The organism is Micrococcus sp. HMSC067E09 (genome assembly GCF_001812555.1).
In the GTDB taxonomy this organism is placed as follows: Bacteria; Actinomycetota; Actinomycetes; order Actinomycetales; family Micrococcaceae; genus Micrococcus; species Micrococcus lylae.
On record NZ_KV809449.1, the window covers coordinates 74,126 to 88,357 of the forward strand.

General features: G+C 69.1%; 15 protein-coding genes. 7 read left to right on the forward strand and 8 right to left on the reverse strand.

All coding sequences use genetic code 11. The features are described 5' to 3' along the window. Positions 1 to 21 precede the first annotated feature (21 nt). Together HMPREF2863_RS08575 and HMPREF2863_RS08580 are read left to right on the forward strand one after the other, a co-directional pair. Complete coding sequence (locus tag HMPREF2863_RS08575) at positions 22 to 828, forward strand: GTP pyrophosphokinase (protein ID WP_083315336.1); 807 nt, start codon at positions 22 to 24, stop codon at positions 826 to 828. Positions 829 to 860: 32 nt separating this feature from the next. After that, entirely contained in the window at positions 861 to 1,616 is a 756-nt protein-coding gene (locus HMPREF2863_RS08580) for a TVP38/TMEM64 family protein (protein ID WP_070639467.1), read from the forward strand. 14 nt (positions 1,617 to 1,630) lie between these two features. Here HMPREF2863_RS08580 and HMPREF2863_RS08585 read toward each other — a convergent pair whose 3' ends face one another. Genes HMPREF2863_RS08585 through HMPREF2863_RS08595 form a run of 3 tightly spaced genes read right to left on the reverse strand, consistent with a single transcriptional unit; the run spans position 1,631 to position 2,717 of the window. Next, positions 1,631 to 1,999 (reverse strand): gamma-glutamylcyclotransferase family protein, encoded by a 369-nt coding sequence (locus HMPREF2863_RS08585; RefSeq protein WP_210386727.1) that lies wholly within the window; start codon positions 1,997 to 1,999, stop codon positions 1,631 to 1,633. Beyond that, on the reverse strand, positions 1,996 to 2,364 hold the full coding sequence (locus HMPREF2863_RS08590) for a 4a-hydroxytetrahydrobiopterin dehydratase (RefSeq protein ID WP_168165775.1): 369 nt from the start codon (positions 2,362 to 2,364) through the stop codon (positions 1,996 to 1,998). Before HMPREF2863_RS08590 ends, HMPREF2863_RS08585 begins: the two co-directional genes overlap by 4 nt. Before the next feature lie 41 nt (positions 2,365 to 2,405). Further along, entirely contained in the window at positions 2,406 to 2,717 is a 312-nt protein-coding gene (locus HMPREF2863_RS08595; RefSeq protein ID WP_070639651.1) for an ArsR/SmtB family transcription factor, read from the reverse strand. A gap of 77 nt (positions 2,718 to 2,794) precedes the next feature. Here HMPREF2863_RS08595 and arsB point away from each other — a divergent pair, with 77 nt between their 5' ends. From arsB to HMPREF2863_RS08610, 3 genes are all read left to right on the forward strand, one after another. Further along, entirely contained in the window at positions 2,795 to 3,937 is a 1,143-nt protein-coding gene (gene arsB, locus HMPREF2863_RS08600; RefSeq protein WP_082739736.1) for an ACR3 family arsenite efflux transporter, read from the forward strand. Beyond that, positions 3,934 to 4,350 (forward strand): arsenate reductase ArsC, encoded by a 417-nt coding sequence (locus tag HMPREF2863_RS08605; RefSeq protein WP_067189979.1) that lies wholly within the window; start codon positions 3,934 to 3,936, stop codon positions 4,348 to 4,350. Before arsB ends, HMPREF2863_RS08605 begins: the two co-directional genes overlap by 4 nt. Positions 4,351 to 4,491: 141 nt before the next feature. Beyond that, positions 4,492 to 4,929: an arsenate-mycothiol transferase ArsC gene (locus HMPREF2863_RS08610; protein WP_067189978.1), complete on the forward strand. Its 438-nt coding sequence runs from the start codon at positions 4,492 to 4,494 to the stop codon at positions 4,927 to 4,929. A gap of 100 nt (positions 4,930 to 5,029) precedes the next feature. Here the strand turns inward: HMPREF2863_RS08610 and HMPREF2863_RS08615 are convergent, their stop codons facing one another. The 3 genes from HMPREF2863_RS08615 to HMPREF2863_RS08625 all read right to left on the reverse strand — a co-directional run bounded on the left by HMPREF2863_RS08615 (position 5,030) and on the right by HMPREF2863_RS08625 (position 8,087). Continuing rightward, positions 5,030 to 5,584, reverse strand: a complete 555-nt coding sequence (locus HMPREF2863_RS08615) for a maleylpyruvate isomerase N-terminal domain-containing protein (protein WP_070639469.1) — start codon at positions 5,582 to 5,584, stop codon at positions 5,030 to 5,032. A 113-nt stretch (positions 5,585 to 5,697) separates the two neighbouring features. Further along, positions 5,698 to 7,197 (reverse strand): SulP family inorganic anion transporter, encoded by a 1,500-nt coding sequence (locus HMPREF2863_RS08620; RefSeq protein WP_070639471.1) that lies wholly within the window; start codon positions 7,195 to 7,197, stop codon positions 5,698 to 5,700. Positions 7,198 to 7,271: 74 nt separating this feature from the next. Further along, the gene (locus tag HMPREF2863_RS08625; RefSeq protein ID WP_141756401.1) at positions 7,272 to 8,087 is read right to left on the reverse strand and encodes a hypothetical protein; all 816 of its coding nucleotides are present in this window, start codon (positions 8,085 to 8,087) and stop codon (positions 7,272 to 7,274) included. A gap of 524 nt (positions 8,088 to 8,611) precedes the next feature. Between HMPREF2863_RS08625 and HMPREF2863_RS08630 the strand changes: the two genes are divergently transcribed. After that, positions 8,612 to 9,682: an IS110 family RNA-guided transposase gene (locus tag HMPREF2863_RS08630; RefSeq protein WP_070639475.1), complete on the forward strand. Its 1,071-nt coding sequence runs from the start codon at positions 8,612 to 8,614 to the stop codon at positions 9,680 to 9,682. 164 nt (positions 9,683 to 9,846) lie between these two features. On the opposite strand, the gene dld is transcribed toward HMPREF2863_RS08630, so the two are convergent. Further along, a complete protein-coding gene (gene dld, locus HMPREF2863_RS08635; RefSeq protein WP_070639477.1) occupies positions 9,847 to 11,562 on the reverse strand; it encodes a D-lactate dehydrogenase in 1,716 nt (571 codons plus the stop codon). A 394-nt stretch (positions 11,563 to 11,956) separates the two neighbouring features. Between dld and HMPREF2863_RS08640 the strand changes: the two genes are divergently transcribed. Then, on the forward strand, positions 11,957 to 13,288 hold the full coding sequence (locus HMPREF2863_RS08640) for an ISL3-like element ISPfr3 family transposase (RefSeq protein ID WP_067189967.1): 1,332 nt from the start codon (positions 11,957 to 11,959) through the stop codon (positions 13,286 to 13,288). Positions 13,289 to 13,388: 100 nt separating this feature from the next. Here HMPREF2863_RS08640 and HMPREF2863_RS08645 read toward each other — a convergent pair whose 3' ends face one another. Beyond that, positions 13,389 to 14,144, reverse strand: a complete 756-nt coding sequence (locus HMPREF2863_RS08645) for a sulfite exporter TauE/SafE family protein (protein WP_070639480.1) — start codon at positions 14,142 to 14,144, stop codon at positions 13,389 to 13,391. Positions 14,145 to 14,232: the final 88 nt, after the last annotated feature.

Consider the following 14,232-nt stretch of genomic DNA (forward strand, 5'->3'; position numbering starts at 1 on the left):
TCGATCAGTACCCTCGAGACCATGCCCTCTCCCGTACCGCAGCCGGACGAGCCCCCGGCCGGCGACGCCGCTGCCCCCGGCTCCACCCTGGTGCCGCTGAGCGGCACGCCGGTCTCGGATCTGACGCGGCTGCCGCCGGCGGTGGCCCAGGCGCTGGACACGATGCGTTCCGAGTTCGAGCGCTTCGACCTCGAGTACCGCTCCGCCCTGAACCAGGTGGAGTCCCGCCTGGAGGTGCTGCAGGACGAGTTCACACACCTGCACGACTACAACCCGATCGAGCACATCGCCACCCGGGTGAAGTCGGCCCAGTCGATCCTGCGCAAGGCCACGGCCCGCGGGCTGACCTTCGACCTGGACGAGCTGCGCACGGAGATCACGGACATCGCCGGCGCCCGCGTGGTCGTCTCCTTCAGCGCGGACGTCTACCGGGTGTTCGAGCTGTTCACCGCCCAGCCGGACATCGAGCTGCTGCAGGTGAAGGACTACATCGCCGAGCCCAAGGCGAACGGCTACCGCTCCCTGCACTGCATCGTGCACGTGCCGGTGCACTTCTCCACGGGGGTGAAGCTCGTGGTGGTGGAGGTGCAGTTCCGCACGAGCGCCATGGACTTCTGGGCGTCCTTGGAGCACAAGATCAACTACAAGTTCGACGGGGACATCCCGCCGCACATCGTCACCGAGCTCACGGCGGCCGCGGACGTCGCCAACGAGCTCGATGCCCGCATGGAGCACCTGCACCGGCAGGTCCGGATGCACGAGGCGGACGCGGAGGACGAGGGGCTCTTCCCGGCCGACATGCTGTTCACACCGTCCGAGGAGGAGTAGAACCGGGCCCGGATGGGGGAGGATGACGTGCTGTGAGCACCCCGCACCCCTCCTCCGGCCCCGACGTACAGTCGGTGCTGCGTGCCGTCCTGCTCGTGGCGGTGGCGGCCGTGTTCCTGTGGCTGGCCCTGACGGTGCGCCTGCCGGAGCTGGACGAGCTGCGCGAGACCCTCGACGGTTACGGGGCGTGGTCCGGGCTCGTGTTCGTCGGGGCCTACGCCGTGGTGGCGCTGACGCCCATCCCGGTGACGATCATGGCCGTGGCCGGCGGCCTGCTCTTCGGTCCCCTCGCAGGGTCGCTGCTGTCCGTGGCGGGGGCCTCCGCAGGGGCGGTCGGGGCGTACGGCATCGCCCGGCTCGCCGGCCACCAGGTGGTCATGAAGGGTCTGGGTCGGCACGCGCACCGGATCGACAAGGCCCTCGAAGAGCGCGGGTTCCTGGCGATCATGGCCCTGCGCTGCGCACCCGGCCTGCCCTACTGGCCGGTGAACTACGGTGCGGGCGCCGTGGGCGTTCCCTTGGGCACGTTCGCACTCGCCTCCACGCTCGGCTCGATCCCCGGTCAGGTGTCTCTGGTGTCGATCGGCGCGTTCATCGCGAAGCCGGGCGTGGTCAACGGCGTGATCGTGGCCCTGGCCTGGGTCGCCGTCCTCGCGCTGACCTGGTGGTCCGCACGCCGCTGGAAGCGGCAGCGGGACGAGGCCCGCGAGGGGCACGACGACGGCCGCTCACCCTCCGAGGGCTCCTCGCCGTCCCGTCCGGCTGGGTCGGCCGACGGGGACGGCTGAGACTCCGCCGGACGTCAGCCCTCGGCGGGGACGGCCTCCGGGACGAGCTCGTAGATCCAGGCGGTGACGGTCTCCTCCTCCACCGGCACCTCGACCTGCACGGGGACGCGGCGGTAGCCGGGGCCCTCGAAGTCGTCGAGGCGGTCCCACTGCTCCGGCAGGTCCGCGGAGGCGAACAGCTGCACGGGCACCGGGTCCGCGGCGGGGTCGAGCACGACGCCGGGGTAGCCCTCGGCACGGCCGACGCCCGAGGGGTAGAGCCGGGCACGGATCAGCGCCGGCGTCCAGGTGCCGTCCATGCCCTCCATGATGTGCTCGTTCGGCTCGCCGGGGCGGAGCGTGCCGTAGGCGGCGAGCAGGTGGTCCTGCGGTGGGACGCTCACGCGTGGTCCTCCGCGGTCAGGCCCTCCCCGGCGAGGATCTGGGAGACGGTGCGGGCCATGCGCAGGTCGCGGGAGGTGAGGCCGGAGACGTCGTGGCTGACCAGGGACACGGCCACGCGGCCCCAGCCGAACTCGAGGTCAGGGTGGTGGTCCGCGGCCTCGGCGGCGGCGATCTGGTTCACGGTCATCAGTGCGGAGGCGAAGTCCGGGGTCTGGCAGGCGGTGTGCAGGCGACCCTCGCGGACGGTCCAGCCGGCCAGGGACTCGTCCTGGGACAGGGCGGCGGCCACGGCGTCCTCGGCGTGGACCTCCTTGGCCGGGGCGGACAGCAGGGCGTTCAGGTCTGCGGCGGAGTTCTCGCTCATGGACGCCATTGTGTCCGTCGGGCCGGAGGATGCGCGACCCCTCAGCCGAAGGAGAGCACCTCGCGCAGGGGTGCGAAGGCCTCCGGCACCACGGTGTAGTGCGCCCAGCGCCCCCGCTTCTCGCGCGTGACCAGGCCGGCGTCCACCAGGCGCTTGATGTGGTGGCTGACCGTGGGCTGGGAGATGCCCAGCCGGTCCACGAGGTCGCAGGAGCAGACGGCGGCGCAGTCCTGGGCGGCGAGGTGGGAGAGCAGGCGCAGGCGCATGGGGTCAGCCAGGGCCTTGAGCACGGCGGCGTGCGCCTCGGCCTGCTCGGCCGAGAGCTCACGGACGGCGGGTCGGCAGCAGGTCATGCGGGCCACAATACATCGACGCTCATCGATGTGTACTGTGGGTGCGTCACCACCGCCCCGTCACCGAAGGATCCCCGATGACCTCCACTCCGGATCGCTCCGCGCCGGACCGGGCCCCGCTCCGGCACTCCGGCGGCACGCCGAGTGCGGCCGCCGAGGTCCCGCGCCTGTCCTTCCTCGACCGCTGGCTGCCCGCCTGGATCCTGCTGGCCATGGCCGCCGGGCTGCTGCTGGGCCGGCTCGTCCCGGGCCTGGACGAGGCCCTGGACTCCCTGAAGGTCGGCAACGTGTCCCTGCCGATCGCCCTCGGCCTGCTCGTGATGATGTACCCGGTGCTGGCCAAGGTCCGGTATGACGAGACCGCCCGCATCACCGCGGACCGCAGGCTCATGGGGCTGTCGATCCTGTTGAACTGGGTGGTCGGTCCGGCGCTGATGTTCGTGCTGGCCTGGATCTTCCTGGCGGACCTGCCGGAGTACCGGACGGGCCTGATCATCGTGGGCCTGGCCCGCTGCATCGCCATGGTGCTGATCTGGAACGACCTCGCGTGCGGCGACCGCGAGGCCGCCGCCGTGCTGGTGGCCGTGAACTCGGTGTTCCAGGTGCTCGCCTTCGGCCTGCTGGGCTGGTTCTACCTGCAGGTCCTGCCCGGCTGGCTGGGCCTGGAGACGACGACGGCCGGGTTCTCCTTCTGGGCGATCGTCGCCTCCGTCCTGGTGTTCCTGGGCATCCCCCTGCTGGCCGGCTTCCTCACCCGGCTGATCGGCGAGCGCGCCCGCGGCCGCCAGTGGTACGAGGACACGTTCCTGCCGAAGATCGGCCCCTGGGCGCTCTACGGCCTGCTGTTCACGATCGTGCTGCTGTTCGCCCTCCAGGGCGAGGCCATCACCACGCGCCCGTGGGACGTCGCCCGGATCGCCCTGCCGCTGCTCGCGTACTTCGTGGTGATGTTCGGCGGCTCGCTGCTGGCCGCCAAGGCGGCCGGCTTCGACTACGCCCGCTCGGCCACGGTGGCCTTCACCGCCGCCGGCAACAACTTCGAGCTGGCGATCGCCGTGGCGATCGGCACCTTCGGCGTGACCTCCGGTCAGGCGCTGGCCGGCGTGGTCGGCCCGCTCATCGAGGTCCCCGTGCTGGTGGCCCTGGTGTACGTCTCGATGTGGGCGGGGCGCTGCCTCTTCCCCGCCGATCCCACCGTCCCCAGGAGGGTCTCCCGATGACCGCCGACACCGCCCGCCCGTCCGTCCTCTTCGTCTGCGTCCACAACGCCGGCCGCTCCCAGATGGCCGCCGCCTGGCTCGAGCACCTGTCCCGGGGCCGGATCGAGGTCCGCTCCGCCGGCTCCGCGCCGAGGGACAGCGTGAACCCCGCGGCCGTGGAGGCCATGGCCGAGGAGGGCATCGACATCTCCGCGAACACCCCGAAGGTCCTCACCCCGGAGGCCGTGCAGGCCTCGGACGTGGTGGTCACCATGGGCTGCGGGGACACCTGCCCGTTCTTCCCGGGCAAGCGCTACGAGGACTGGGTGCTGGAGGACCCGGCCGGCCTCGGCGTCGAGGCCGTCCGTCCGATCCGGGACGAGATCCGCCGGCGCGTGGAGGCCCTGGTGCAGGAGCTGCTCCCCGGCGCCTGACGCCCGCCCCGGACCACCGGCCGGACGCGGTCGGCTCGAACGGCCGCGGGCTCCGCATGCTCTGGATAGCCTGAGGACGGCCCCTCGGCTCCGGACCGACGGGCAGGACAACCGGCGCCGGACCGACAGGCGGGAGGGCACATGGACAGGCAGAAGCAGGCGACCGCGCCGAGCGCGACGGCCCGAGTGCCGCGCGTGCTGTTCGTGTGCGTCCAGAACGCCGGCCGCTCCCAGCTGGCCGCCATGTTCCTCCAGCAGCTCGGCGGCCGCCTGGTGCACGTCGACTCCGCCGGGTCCCGCCCGGCCGAGGCCGTCCACGAGAACGTCGCGCAGGTGATGACCGAACACGGCGCCGAGGTCGAGGGCCTGAAGCCCCGTGCGCTCACGGACGAGAAGGTCCGCAGTGCCGACTACGTGATCACCATGGGCTGCGGGGACGACTGCCCCGTGTTCGAGCACGTGCACTACGAGGACTGGCCCGTGGGAGACCCGGACGAGGCGGACTGGCAGGCCCTCGAGCGGATCGTCGAGGACATCGAGCGCCGCGTCGCGGACTTCTGGGACCGCATCCGCCGCTGACCTGCCCTCGAGGTCTCCCCGCACCGGGCGGGACCGGCCCTCAGACGCACGGAGGCCGCCCGCCGGGAGGCGAGCGGCCGTCGTCGTGAAGGGAGCGAGGTCAGCCCTTGCGGCCCATGCGGGCCAGAAGCCTCTGCTGCCGGGAGGCGTCCTCAGCCACCGGCACCGGCTCCGCGAGAATGCCGGGCGTGTAGGCGCGGTCCCCGAACGCGTCCAGGGTGGCCTCGAGTCGGTCCATCTCGACGTCCGTGAACTGCACGTCGATGCCCTGGGAGCGGCCCAGGTCCCAGCGGTGCACCACCAGGTCGAAGCCGTGGAAGCGCAGCAGGGCGTCGCCCACCGTGGACTGGCCCAGGGCCGTGGACATGGTCTGGTTGACGAAGCTCTTGTCCCCCGCCAGGGCCTGAATGGCGGCGGAGTGCTTGATCCACTGGACGCGGCGGTCCATGGAGCGGGAGCCGTCGAAGATCGGCACCTCACGGCCGTTGCGGGCCGCGAAGTCGCGCTGCGCGGTCACCATGTGCTCCAGCAGCTGCGCGGCGTCCCACTCGGCGCAGGGCGTCTGCGCGTGCCAGTCGGTCACCTGGTCCACCACGGCGGTGAAGTCCTTGGCGTACGCGGTCCAGCGCGCCTCGATGTCGGTCTGTGCGGTCATGGAGCCATTCTCCCCGGTCAGTGCCCGGTTCGCCATAGGGAACGACGGGGCGAATCGTCACATCGCCGCCTCGCTGCAGGGAGGAAGCGCGCCCTCCCGTGCCGGGACCCGGCTCAGCGCAGCAGGTCCCCGAACCGCTCCCGCAGGCGACGGCTCGCCGGGTCCATGCCGACGATCTCGACGGCGGTCCCGCGTCGGTCGTACTTCTCCAGCACCGAGTCCAGGGCGGCCACGGTGGAGGCGTCCCAGAGCTGCGCGCCGGTGAGGTCGATCTGCACGTGCGCCGGGTCTTCTGCGTAGTGGAACTGCGTGTAGAGGTCGTTGGAGGAGGCGAAGAACAGCTGCCCGGTGACGGTGTAGGCGGCGGTGGTGCGGCCGTCGTCGTCCTTCAGGACCCGCTCCACTCGGACGAGGTGGGCCACACGGCGGGCGAAGGCGACCATGGCCACGAGCACGCCGGCGCCCACGCCGAGGGCGAGGTTGTGGGTGGCCACCGTGACGACCACCGTGGTGACCATGACGACCGTCTCGGACAGCGGCATGCGGCGCAGCGTGGATGGGCGGACGGAGTGCCAGTCGAAGGCGGTGACGGACACGTAGACCATCACGGCCACCAGCGCGGCCATGGGCATGCGGGCCACCCACTCCCCGAGCAGCAGGATCAGCGCGAGCAGGAAGACCCCGGCCAGGAACGTGGACACACGCGTGCGGGCACCGGAGGCCTTCACGTTCATGAGGGTCTGCCCGACGACGGCGCAGCCGCCCATCGCACCGAACAGGCCTGAGATGCCGTTGGCCACACCCTGCGCCCAGGACTCGCGGGTCTTGTCCGAGCGGGTGTCTGTGATGTCGTCCACCAGCTTGGCGCTCAGCAGCGACTCGATCAGCCCGACCAGGGCCATCGTGAGGGCAGACGGGGCGATGGTCCGCAGCGTCTCCGCGGTGAGCGGAACGTCCGGGAGGACGAAGAACGGCAAGGACCGCGGCAGCTCGCCCTTGTCGCCGACCGCCGGGATCTGGATGCCGCCGAGCACCGCGACGGCCGTGACTACCACGATCGCGATGAGCGGCGCCGGGACGTTCGGGCCGAGGCGGGAAAGCCCGACGACCACCGCCAAGCCGAGCGCGGTGAGCGGATAGACCGCCCAGGGGACGCCGATGAGCTCCGGGAGCTGGGCGGAGAACACGAAGATCGCCAGCGCGTTGACGAACCCGACCATCACAGACCGGGGGATGAAGCGCATCAGCTTCGCGATGCCCGCGAGGGCGAAGAGGATCTGGAAGACGCCGGCCAGGACCACCGCGGCGAGCATGTACTCCACGCCGTGGGAGGCCACGAGCGGGGCCAGGACCAGCGCGGTGGCACCGGTGGCCGCGGAGACCATGGCCGGGCGCCCGCCCAGCACGGACGTGGTGACCGCCATGATGAAGCTCGCGAACAGTCCGTAGCGAGGGTCGACACCGGCGATCACCGCGAAGGCGAGCGCCTCCGGGATGAGGGCCAGCGCCACGATGAGACCCGCGAGGACCTCCGTGCGCAGCCAGCCGGGGCGGCGCAGGGTGGCCAGCACGGACTGGCGGAGCTCGGGGGCAGGCTCTGGGACGTCGCTCACTCCGCGGACCTCTCTCGCAGCAGGTGTGGGGCGGAATCAACCTAGCGGCCCGGCGCCCTCCCCTGGTCCGCGAGTCAGTCCTTGAACGGGGCAGGGTCTGTGCTGTCCAGCTGGGTGGACCGGAACAGCTCGGCCATCTCGTCCTCGTCGTAGGCGTCCGCGGGGCAGGCGTACTGGAGCGAGACCCAGGACTGCTGCTCCGGGATGACGCGGGCGAGGAAGGTGGTCTCGAACTCCTGGCCCTGGGAGTTGGCGTAGGTGCCGGACAGGCTGACCGCGTCCGTGGTGCCGGCGTCCATGAACAGGTGGATCTCTGCCTCGCCATAGGTGAAGTCGGTCTCGGCGGCCTGCCTGGACAGCCCCTGCTCGAACTCCTCGGCAAGGTCCTGGCTGGCGTCCCGTGGGCTCTGGTCCGGGTCCGGCTGCACGCGGTTCTGGGAGGACGTGAACCGGCAGCCCTGGGAGTTCTGCAGCTGGTTGATGCCGTTCTTGTCGATCACGGAGGTCTCCCAGCCCTCCACGTTCAGGGGGAAGGACCAGCGCGGAGGATCCTCCGAAAGGCTCGGACCGGCCTCGGTAGAGGAGGCGTCGGTAGACGAAGCGTCGGCGGAGCCTGTCTCCGAGGTGGACGGCGAGGCGGATTCAGAGGCGTCGTCGGCCGATTCGGACGCCTCGGTGGCCGAGGCGGACTCGTCCCCGGTGGGCTCGGTCCCGTCGGACTCGTCCCCTGCGGATTCTCCTTCGCTCTGGCTGGGCGAGGCGGCAGACGGCGAGGCCTCGGTGGCGGTTCCCTCATCCGGGTCCGACTCGTCGGCTCCGCCACAAGCGGTGAGCGCGAGGGCTCCGGCGGCGAGCAGGGCGGTCAGTGATGTGGTCCTGGACGCACGCATCGGCTTCTCCTCCATGATCCGCGGTGACTGTGATCCACCTCTCACGCTAGCCGGATACACGGCTCTTCCCAGATGAGGGTGTAGCGCACGTCGCGCGGCGGGCCGGCTCGTCGATGTGGCCGGTGGCGAGGATTTCGCCGGTGTGCCGGCCGTCGCGGGTCAGCTGACGGCGTGAGGCGCTGGCCGTGTGGGTGAACCACTACAACTACTGTGAGTCTTGGGGCGGCTGGTCTGGAACTGGCTGGCAAGGTGAGCGTCGTGCTGCTTCCGCGCCGAGGCCGTGGCTCTTACAACTATTCGCCTCTATCGGGTGCGTTTCGATGGACATGTCCGGCTCCGGCGTGGGGTGGCCGGCGCTCGCCCGGCCCACTCCGATGGCTTGATCAGAAGACTGTCCGTCCTCGTCCTCTCGGCGAGGTCGTGACTCATCACAGTATTGCCCCGAAGTGACTTCCATCCATGCTCGCGCCAGCCCGTAGCGGCCGCGTCATCAGTCCTGTACTTGGAAGGAAATACGAACCGCCATGGCCATCGTCGCGCATACCCGCCCGTTCGTCATCGGGGTGGATACCCATGCCCGCAACCACAGTTTCGCGGTCCTGACTGCAGCCACCGGCGAGCAAATCGCTGCCAAGCAGTTCCCGACGACGTCCGCGGGCCTGAAGCGCGCCGTGGCCTGGGTCTCTCGTCTCATTGGCGCGGACCTGACCGCTCTATGGGTGATCGAAGGCGCCGCTACCTATGGCGCACGGCTCGCACGAGTCGTGACCGACGCTGGCTACGAAGTCGCCGAGGCAGCCCGGATGGATGCCCGGACACATCATCGCATTGGTAAGTCGGATCCCCTCGATGCGTACCGCATCGGCGGTTCTGTCCTGCCGCTGGAAGACGACCGGCTACGCCATCCCCGCGCCGATGCCGGCTTGCGTCCCGCGTTACGCGTCCTGACGAGCGCGCGGGAGAACATGAGCTCGGAGCGCACGGCCAGCGTCAACGCTCTCGCCGCCCTGTTGCGCACCGCAGATCTTGGCCTCGATGCGCGGAAGCCGCTGACAAACGGGCAGATCACCGAGGTCGCGTCTTGGCGCACTCGAGTTGAGGACCTCGAGCTCGCGGCTGCACGAGCCGAGGCCCACCGGCTGGCCAAGCGAGTTCGTGCTCTCGACATTGAGCTCGCTGACAACCGCTCGCAGCTCGAGGAGCTTTTGCGGCAGAGCAAAGCTGCCCCATTGCTGGACGTGATCGGCGTCGGGCCCGTGACCGTCGCAGTCGCCTATTCAGCATGGTCACACCGTGGGCGCTTGCGTGACGAAGCTGCCTTCGCGGCGTTGGCCGGCGTGAGTCCCATCCCTGCATCGTCGGGAAACACGACTCGCCACAGGCTGAATCGTGGAGGCGATCGAAGGCTCAATCGCGCGCTCCACATGGCCACGGTCACCCGGATGGTTCACGACCCCGAGACACGCGCCTACGTTGACAGACGGCGAGCTGAGGGGCGCACGACAAAAGAGATCCGACGCTGCCTGAAGCGCTACCTCGCCCGTCGGATCTATCGAACTCTCGAGGCGCTCCACGCGGCGCCGACGACGGCTTGACAGACATAGAAGAGTCCATCGGCCTCATACCTCCTGCGGGAACGCCCCGCCGGCCTCGTTGGTCCCGGCCCGAGTCAACAACGTCATGACCTCTTACACCTAGGTCCACCCGAGATGGATAAGACATCGCTCAGGCTCTCACGGCGTCGCGCTACCTTGGGGACTTAGGCCCAGTCCTTGTGCGGCGACGTGCCGCCGATACCGGCGTTGAACGTATTCGTCGGATCGAGCTCCTTGAAGTGCTCTTCCATGGACTCCGGCAGCTTGTAGATGCGACCGTAGTTGTGCTCGGCGGGCAGCTTCGCGCCGCGCTCCTCCAGCAGGTGCTGGATGCGGTCGTGCAGCGCCTCGAGATCCACGCCCTGCTTGGCGACATAGTCCTGGTGCATCACATGGCAGAAGAAGTGCCCGTAGTACGCCTTGACCTCAAGCTGGTCGTCGATCTCCTCCGGCAGCACCTCGAGCCAGTTCCAATCGTCGCGACGCAGGGCCACATCGATGGGGATGAGCCCTGCGATGTGCCGGCGCTTCAACGCGGCGTAGCGAGTGGCGGCACTGGCCGCGCCGAACCGGTTGAGCGACGCGCTCTTTTCTTCATCAGACGTGCAGATGAAGAACTCACCAGTGTGCTCGGGCTCTGCGAAGAACTCCTTGAGCATCTTCTCGCTCGCGGCCTTCTGCGACTCGCTGACGGTGAGCAGCAGGTGATGCTCGAAACGGTTGCGGTACTCCATCATGCGCTTGGGCAGCTGGTTGGGCAGCACGCTGAACATGGCTTGCGATACCGTGTCGGCGAAGGTCGGACCAATGCCGGGAATCTTCGAGAACAAGCCGTTGGCCCACGTCTTGAACGAGAACATGCGCGTCTGCAGCGCTGGACTCATGAACTTCAGGAAGACGAAGGTGTCTTTGCCGTACTTCTCGGCCAAGTCGAAGGCACTGCGGCCCATGTACTCACCAGAGATAGGCAGCGGCATGTCGGCTTCGAGGAACAACCGACGGATCTCTTCGAGCTCGTGCGTGTTGTTCGTGCCGATGTAAAACACGGTCGGGTGCACTTCGCGAGGGAAGGTGCGGGTGCGCACCGCGAACACCATCAGCTTGCCGGCCGAGCCGGAAGCCTCGAACAGGTACTCGGGGTTCGCATTGTAGCGAGCAGGCGAAGGCACGATCTTGCGCAAGTGCTCGGCGTACTCGGTCTCGTTCGAGTCTTCGGGAGCTGGGGTGACATCCTCGGGAGACCACTCGCCACGCTGTAGACGGTCGAGTGCGACCTCAGGGTCGTCTCCGAGCGAGATGCCGAGGTGATTGACCAGCTCGACCTTGCCGTCGTCGTTGACGCGGGCGAAGATCGCTTCGCGCGTGAATGCCGGACCCTTGCGAATCTGGCTGCCGCCCGAGTTGTTCGCGATGCCGCCGATGACCGAGGCGCCGATTGATGTCGACCCGATCACCGAGTGCGGCTCGCGCTGGTGCTTGGCGAGCGCGTCGGTCAGGTGTGTCAGCGGGGTGCCCGCGAGCGAGATCGCCTCGCGCGCGTCGTTGATGAGGTGCACCTCATCGATGCGGTGAGTCGAGATGATCACAATGGGGCGATCGTAGTCTTGGAAGCCGGGGCCGGATCCACCAGTCAGGCCCGTGTTCGATGCCTGCGGGATGACGATGAGGTTGTTGTCGACGGATACCTGCAGCGCCCGCCACATCTCGACCAGCGTGCCGGGGCGCACCACGGCGAAGACTGGTCCCCCGCCGAATCGATAGCCTTTGCTGAATGGCATCGTGGCACGCTCAGAGGTCAGTACATGTTCGTCGCCGACGATTCTCTTGAACGCATCGATCGCTTCGTGCGAAGTCGTGGTGGTCTGTCCTGGTCGCGTCATCTCTAAGCTTCCTATATTCAGTTGCATCACAAGCGCGTCATGACGCTGAGGGGATGTCGCCTTGATCCGAGCTAGTCCGCGGTCGTTCATTTTTTGATGGGCGGGGAAACGAGCCAGGGGGGGCGACGTCTGCGACCGTCTGCCCGGAAGCTCGCTACGGCGTCCAAGGAGTGTGCGTGTGCGAATGCATGTGCATACGCGCATCCTCATTGTAGAAGATGCGCATCAGATAGTTTCGGACCGCGGTACTTTCGGACTCCGGTAGGTTCGGAGGCTCTTCCCAGATGAGGGCGTAGCGCACGTCGCGCGGCGGGCCGGCGCGTCGGTGTCGGGGTGAGGGTCGAGGTCTCCCGAGGATGAGAGCTCCTGCACACTCAGCCCGAAAGACCTCGACGTGCACGACGCTACCGTCGGCGGGCGCGCTGATGCTTTCGCCAGCCCCGACCTGACTGCCTTCTGCCGCCTCGACGAACTCGGCCTCGTTGTCACCGGGCAGCGACTCGAGCCGGATCGTGCCGTATTGGCCTGTCAGGTGGTCGAGCCCGACCAGTGGTGCCGGCGCTGCGGCTGCGAAGGGAGACCACGTGACACCGTGGTCCGACGGCTTGCCCACGAACCACTGGGCTGGCGGCCCACGACGCTGGAGGTCGTCGTGCGCCGTTACCGCTGCAGCGGCTGCGGGTATGTGTGGCGCCAGGACACCACCGCCGCGGCCGAGCCCCGGGCCAAGTTGTCTCGGCGCGCTCTGCGGTGGGCGCTGGAAGGGATCGTGGTCCAGCACCTGACCGTGGCTCGGGTCGCCGAGGGGCTCGGGGTGGCCTGGGACACCGCCAACGACGCCGTTCTGGTCGAGGGCAAGCGGGTGCTGATCGACGAGGAGCACCGCTTCGAGGGGGTGAAGGTCGTCGGGGTCGATGAGCACGTGTGGAGGCACACCCGTCGCGGCGACAGGTACGTCACCGTGATCATCGACCTCACCCCAGTGCGAGATGGCACCGGCCCGGCACGGCTGCTGGACATGGTCGAAGGACGCTCCAAGCAGGCGTTCAAGACCTGGCTGGTCGACCGCCCGCAGGAGTGGCGCGACGGCGTGGAGGTGGTCGCGATGGACGGCTTCACCGGGTTCAAGACCGCCGCCGTCGAGGAACTGCCCGACGTGGTGACCGTGCTAGATCCCTTCCACGTCACGCGCCTCGCTCGCGAGGCGCTCGATGAGTGCCGACGGCGAGTTCAGCAGGCCATCTGTGGGCACCGCGGCCGCAAGGGCGACCCGCTCTATGCCGCCCGCCGGACCCTGTCCACCGGCGCCGACCTGCTCAACGACAAGCAGAAGGACCGACTGGACACCCTGTTCGCCGACGACGCCCACGTCGAGGTCGAGGTCACCTGGAGCGTCTACCAGCGCATGATCGCCGCCTACCGCCACGAGAACCGGCGCCACGGCCGCGAGCTGATGGCCCGGCTCATCGACTCGATCAGCACCGGCGTCCCCAAGGCCCTGGTCGAGATCACCAAGCTCGGCAGGACGCTGAAGAAGCGCGCCGCCGACGTCCTGGCCTACTTCGACCGGCCCAGCACCTCCAACGGGCCCACCGAGGCGATCAACGGCAGGCTCGAGCACCTGCGCGGCTCGGCGCTGGGGTTCCGCAACCTGACCAACTACATCGCCAGATCCCTGCTCGAGACCGGCGGGTTCAGACCCCGACTACACCCTGGATTCGGATGAGCCGGATACACCTGTGAGGACCAGGGCCGGGGCGTCTCGAGGGCGCGGCGTGCCAGACGAAACGGACGGGCCGAGCGCGACGATCACTCCCGGGCCGTGTTCAGCCGACGAGTTCTCCCACACCCCGAACGACCGCCAGCACACCGCCGGCGGAGGCGATGCAGAGCGCCAGGACACGTGCCTTGGCCGGGTCCACCCGTCGGGCGACGCGCGAGCCGATGAGGATGCCGAGCGGCGCGCCGAGGAGGACGGCGCCCCAGACCGGCCAGGGAACGTGCACGTCCCCGGGGACGGCGGCGCCGAAGAGGGCCTTGGTGCCGATCGAGGTGAGGTTGGCGAGCAGGAAGGTCGGCTGGAGGGTGGCTGCCCAGGACCGCTGCTCCCACTTGGCGGCCACCGCATAGACGGCGAGCGCGGGCCCGGCGACCCCGGCGGTGGTGTTCATGAACCCGGCGACCGCTCCGGACCCGTAGACCGCACTGTTGCCGGTGAGGGTGAACCGCTGCTGCAGACCGAGGGCGGCGGCGATGGCGATGAGGATGCAGGTGCCGAGCAGGATCTCGAGCCATCCGTGGTCCAGGGAGGCCACCGCCCAGGCGCCGAGGAAGGAGCCGGCGATCAGCAGCGGCGCCAGCCGCAGGAACCTGGGCCAGTCCACGTGCCGGCGGAGCATGAGGAACAGGATCAGTGCGGCGACTGAGGCGGCCACGTTGGAGAGTGTGACGCCGGCGATCGGGCCGACGAGCAGGGACAGCGTGGGCGCGGCGATCATGCCGACGCCCATGCCGGCGACCCGCTGCAGCACGGCGCCGAGAGCGATGAAGCCCAGGGCGATCAGGGCATGCAGCAGGTCCATGGGGTGAAGTATGCCGACGCGGCCTGTGGACGACTCGCAGGTGTCCTGGCGGGTCTGCCTACACTGTGAGCCGAGTCACCGCCGACCA

Coding starts and splice junctions, on each gene's coding strand:
- dld (WP_070639477.1), bottom strand. CDS start 11,562: ATGACGCGACCAGGACAGACCACCACGACTTCGCACGAAGCGATCGAT.
- HMPREF2863_RS08625 (WP_141756401.1), bottom strand. CDS start 8,087: ATGCGTGCGTCCAGGACCACATCACTGACCGCCCTGCTCGCCGCCGGA.
- HMPREF2863_RS08605 (WP_067189979.1), top strand. CDS start 3,934: ATGACCGCCGACACCGCCCGCCCGTCCGTCCTCTTCGTCTGCGTCCAC.
- HMPREF2863_RS08610 (WP_067189978.1), top strand. CDS start 4,492: ATGGACAGGCAGAAGCAGGCGACCGCGCCGAGCGCGACGGCCCGAGTG.
- HMPREF2863_RS08590 (WP_168165775.1), bottom strand. CDS start 2,364: ATGAGCGAGAACTCCGCCGCAGACCTGAACGCCCTGCTGTCCGCCCCG.
- HMPREF2863_RS08575 (WP_083315336.1), top strand. CDS start 22: ATGCCCTCTCCCGTACCGCAGCCGGACGAGCCCCCGGCCGGCGACGCC.
- HMPREF2863_RS08645 (WP_070639480.1), bottom strand. CDS start 14,144: ATGGACCTGCTGCATGCCCTGATCGCCCTGGGCTTCATCGCTCTCGGC.
- arsB (WP_082739736.1), top strand. CDS start 2,795: ATGACCTCCACTCCGGATCGCTCCGCGCCGGACCGGGCCCCGCTCCGG.
- HMPREF2863_RS08615 (WP_070639469.1), bottom strand. CDS start 5,584: ATGACCGCACAGACCGACATCGAGGCGCGCTGGACCGCGTACGCCAAG.
- HMPREF2863_RS08630 (WP_070639475.1), top strand. CDS start 8,612: ATGGCCATCGTCGCGCATACCCGCCCGTTCGTCATCGGGGTGGATACC.
- HMPREF2863_RS08595 (WP_070639651.1), bottom strand. CDS start 2,717: ATGACCTGCTGCCGACCCGCCGTCCGTGAGCTCTCGGCCGAGCAGGCC.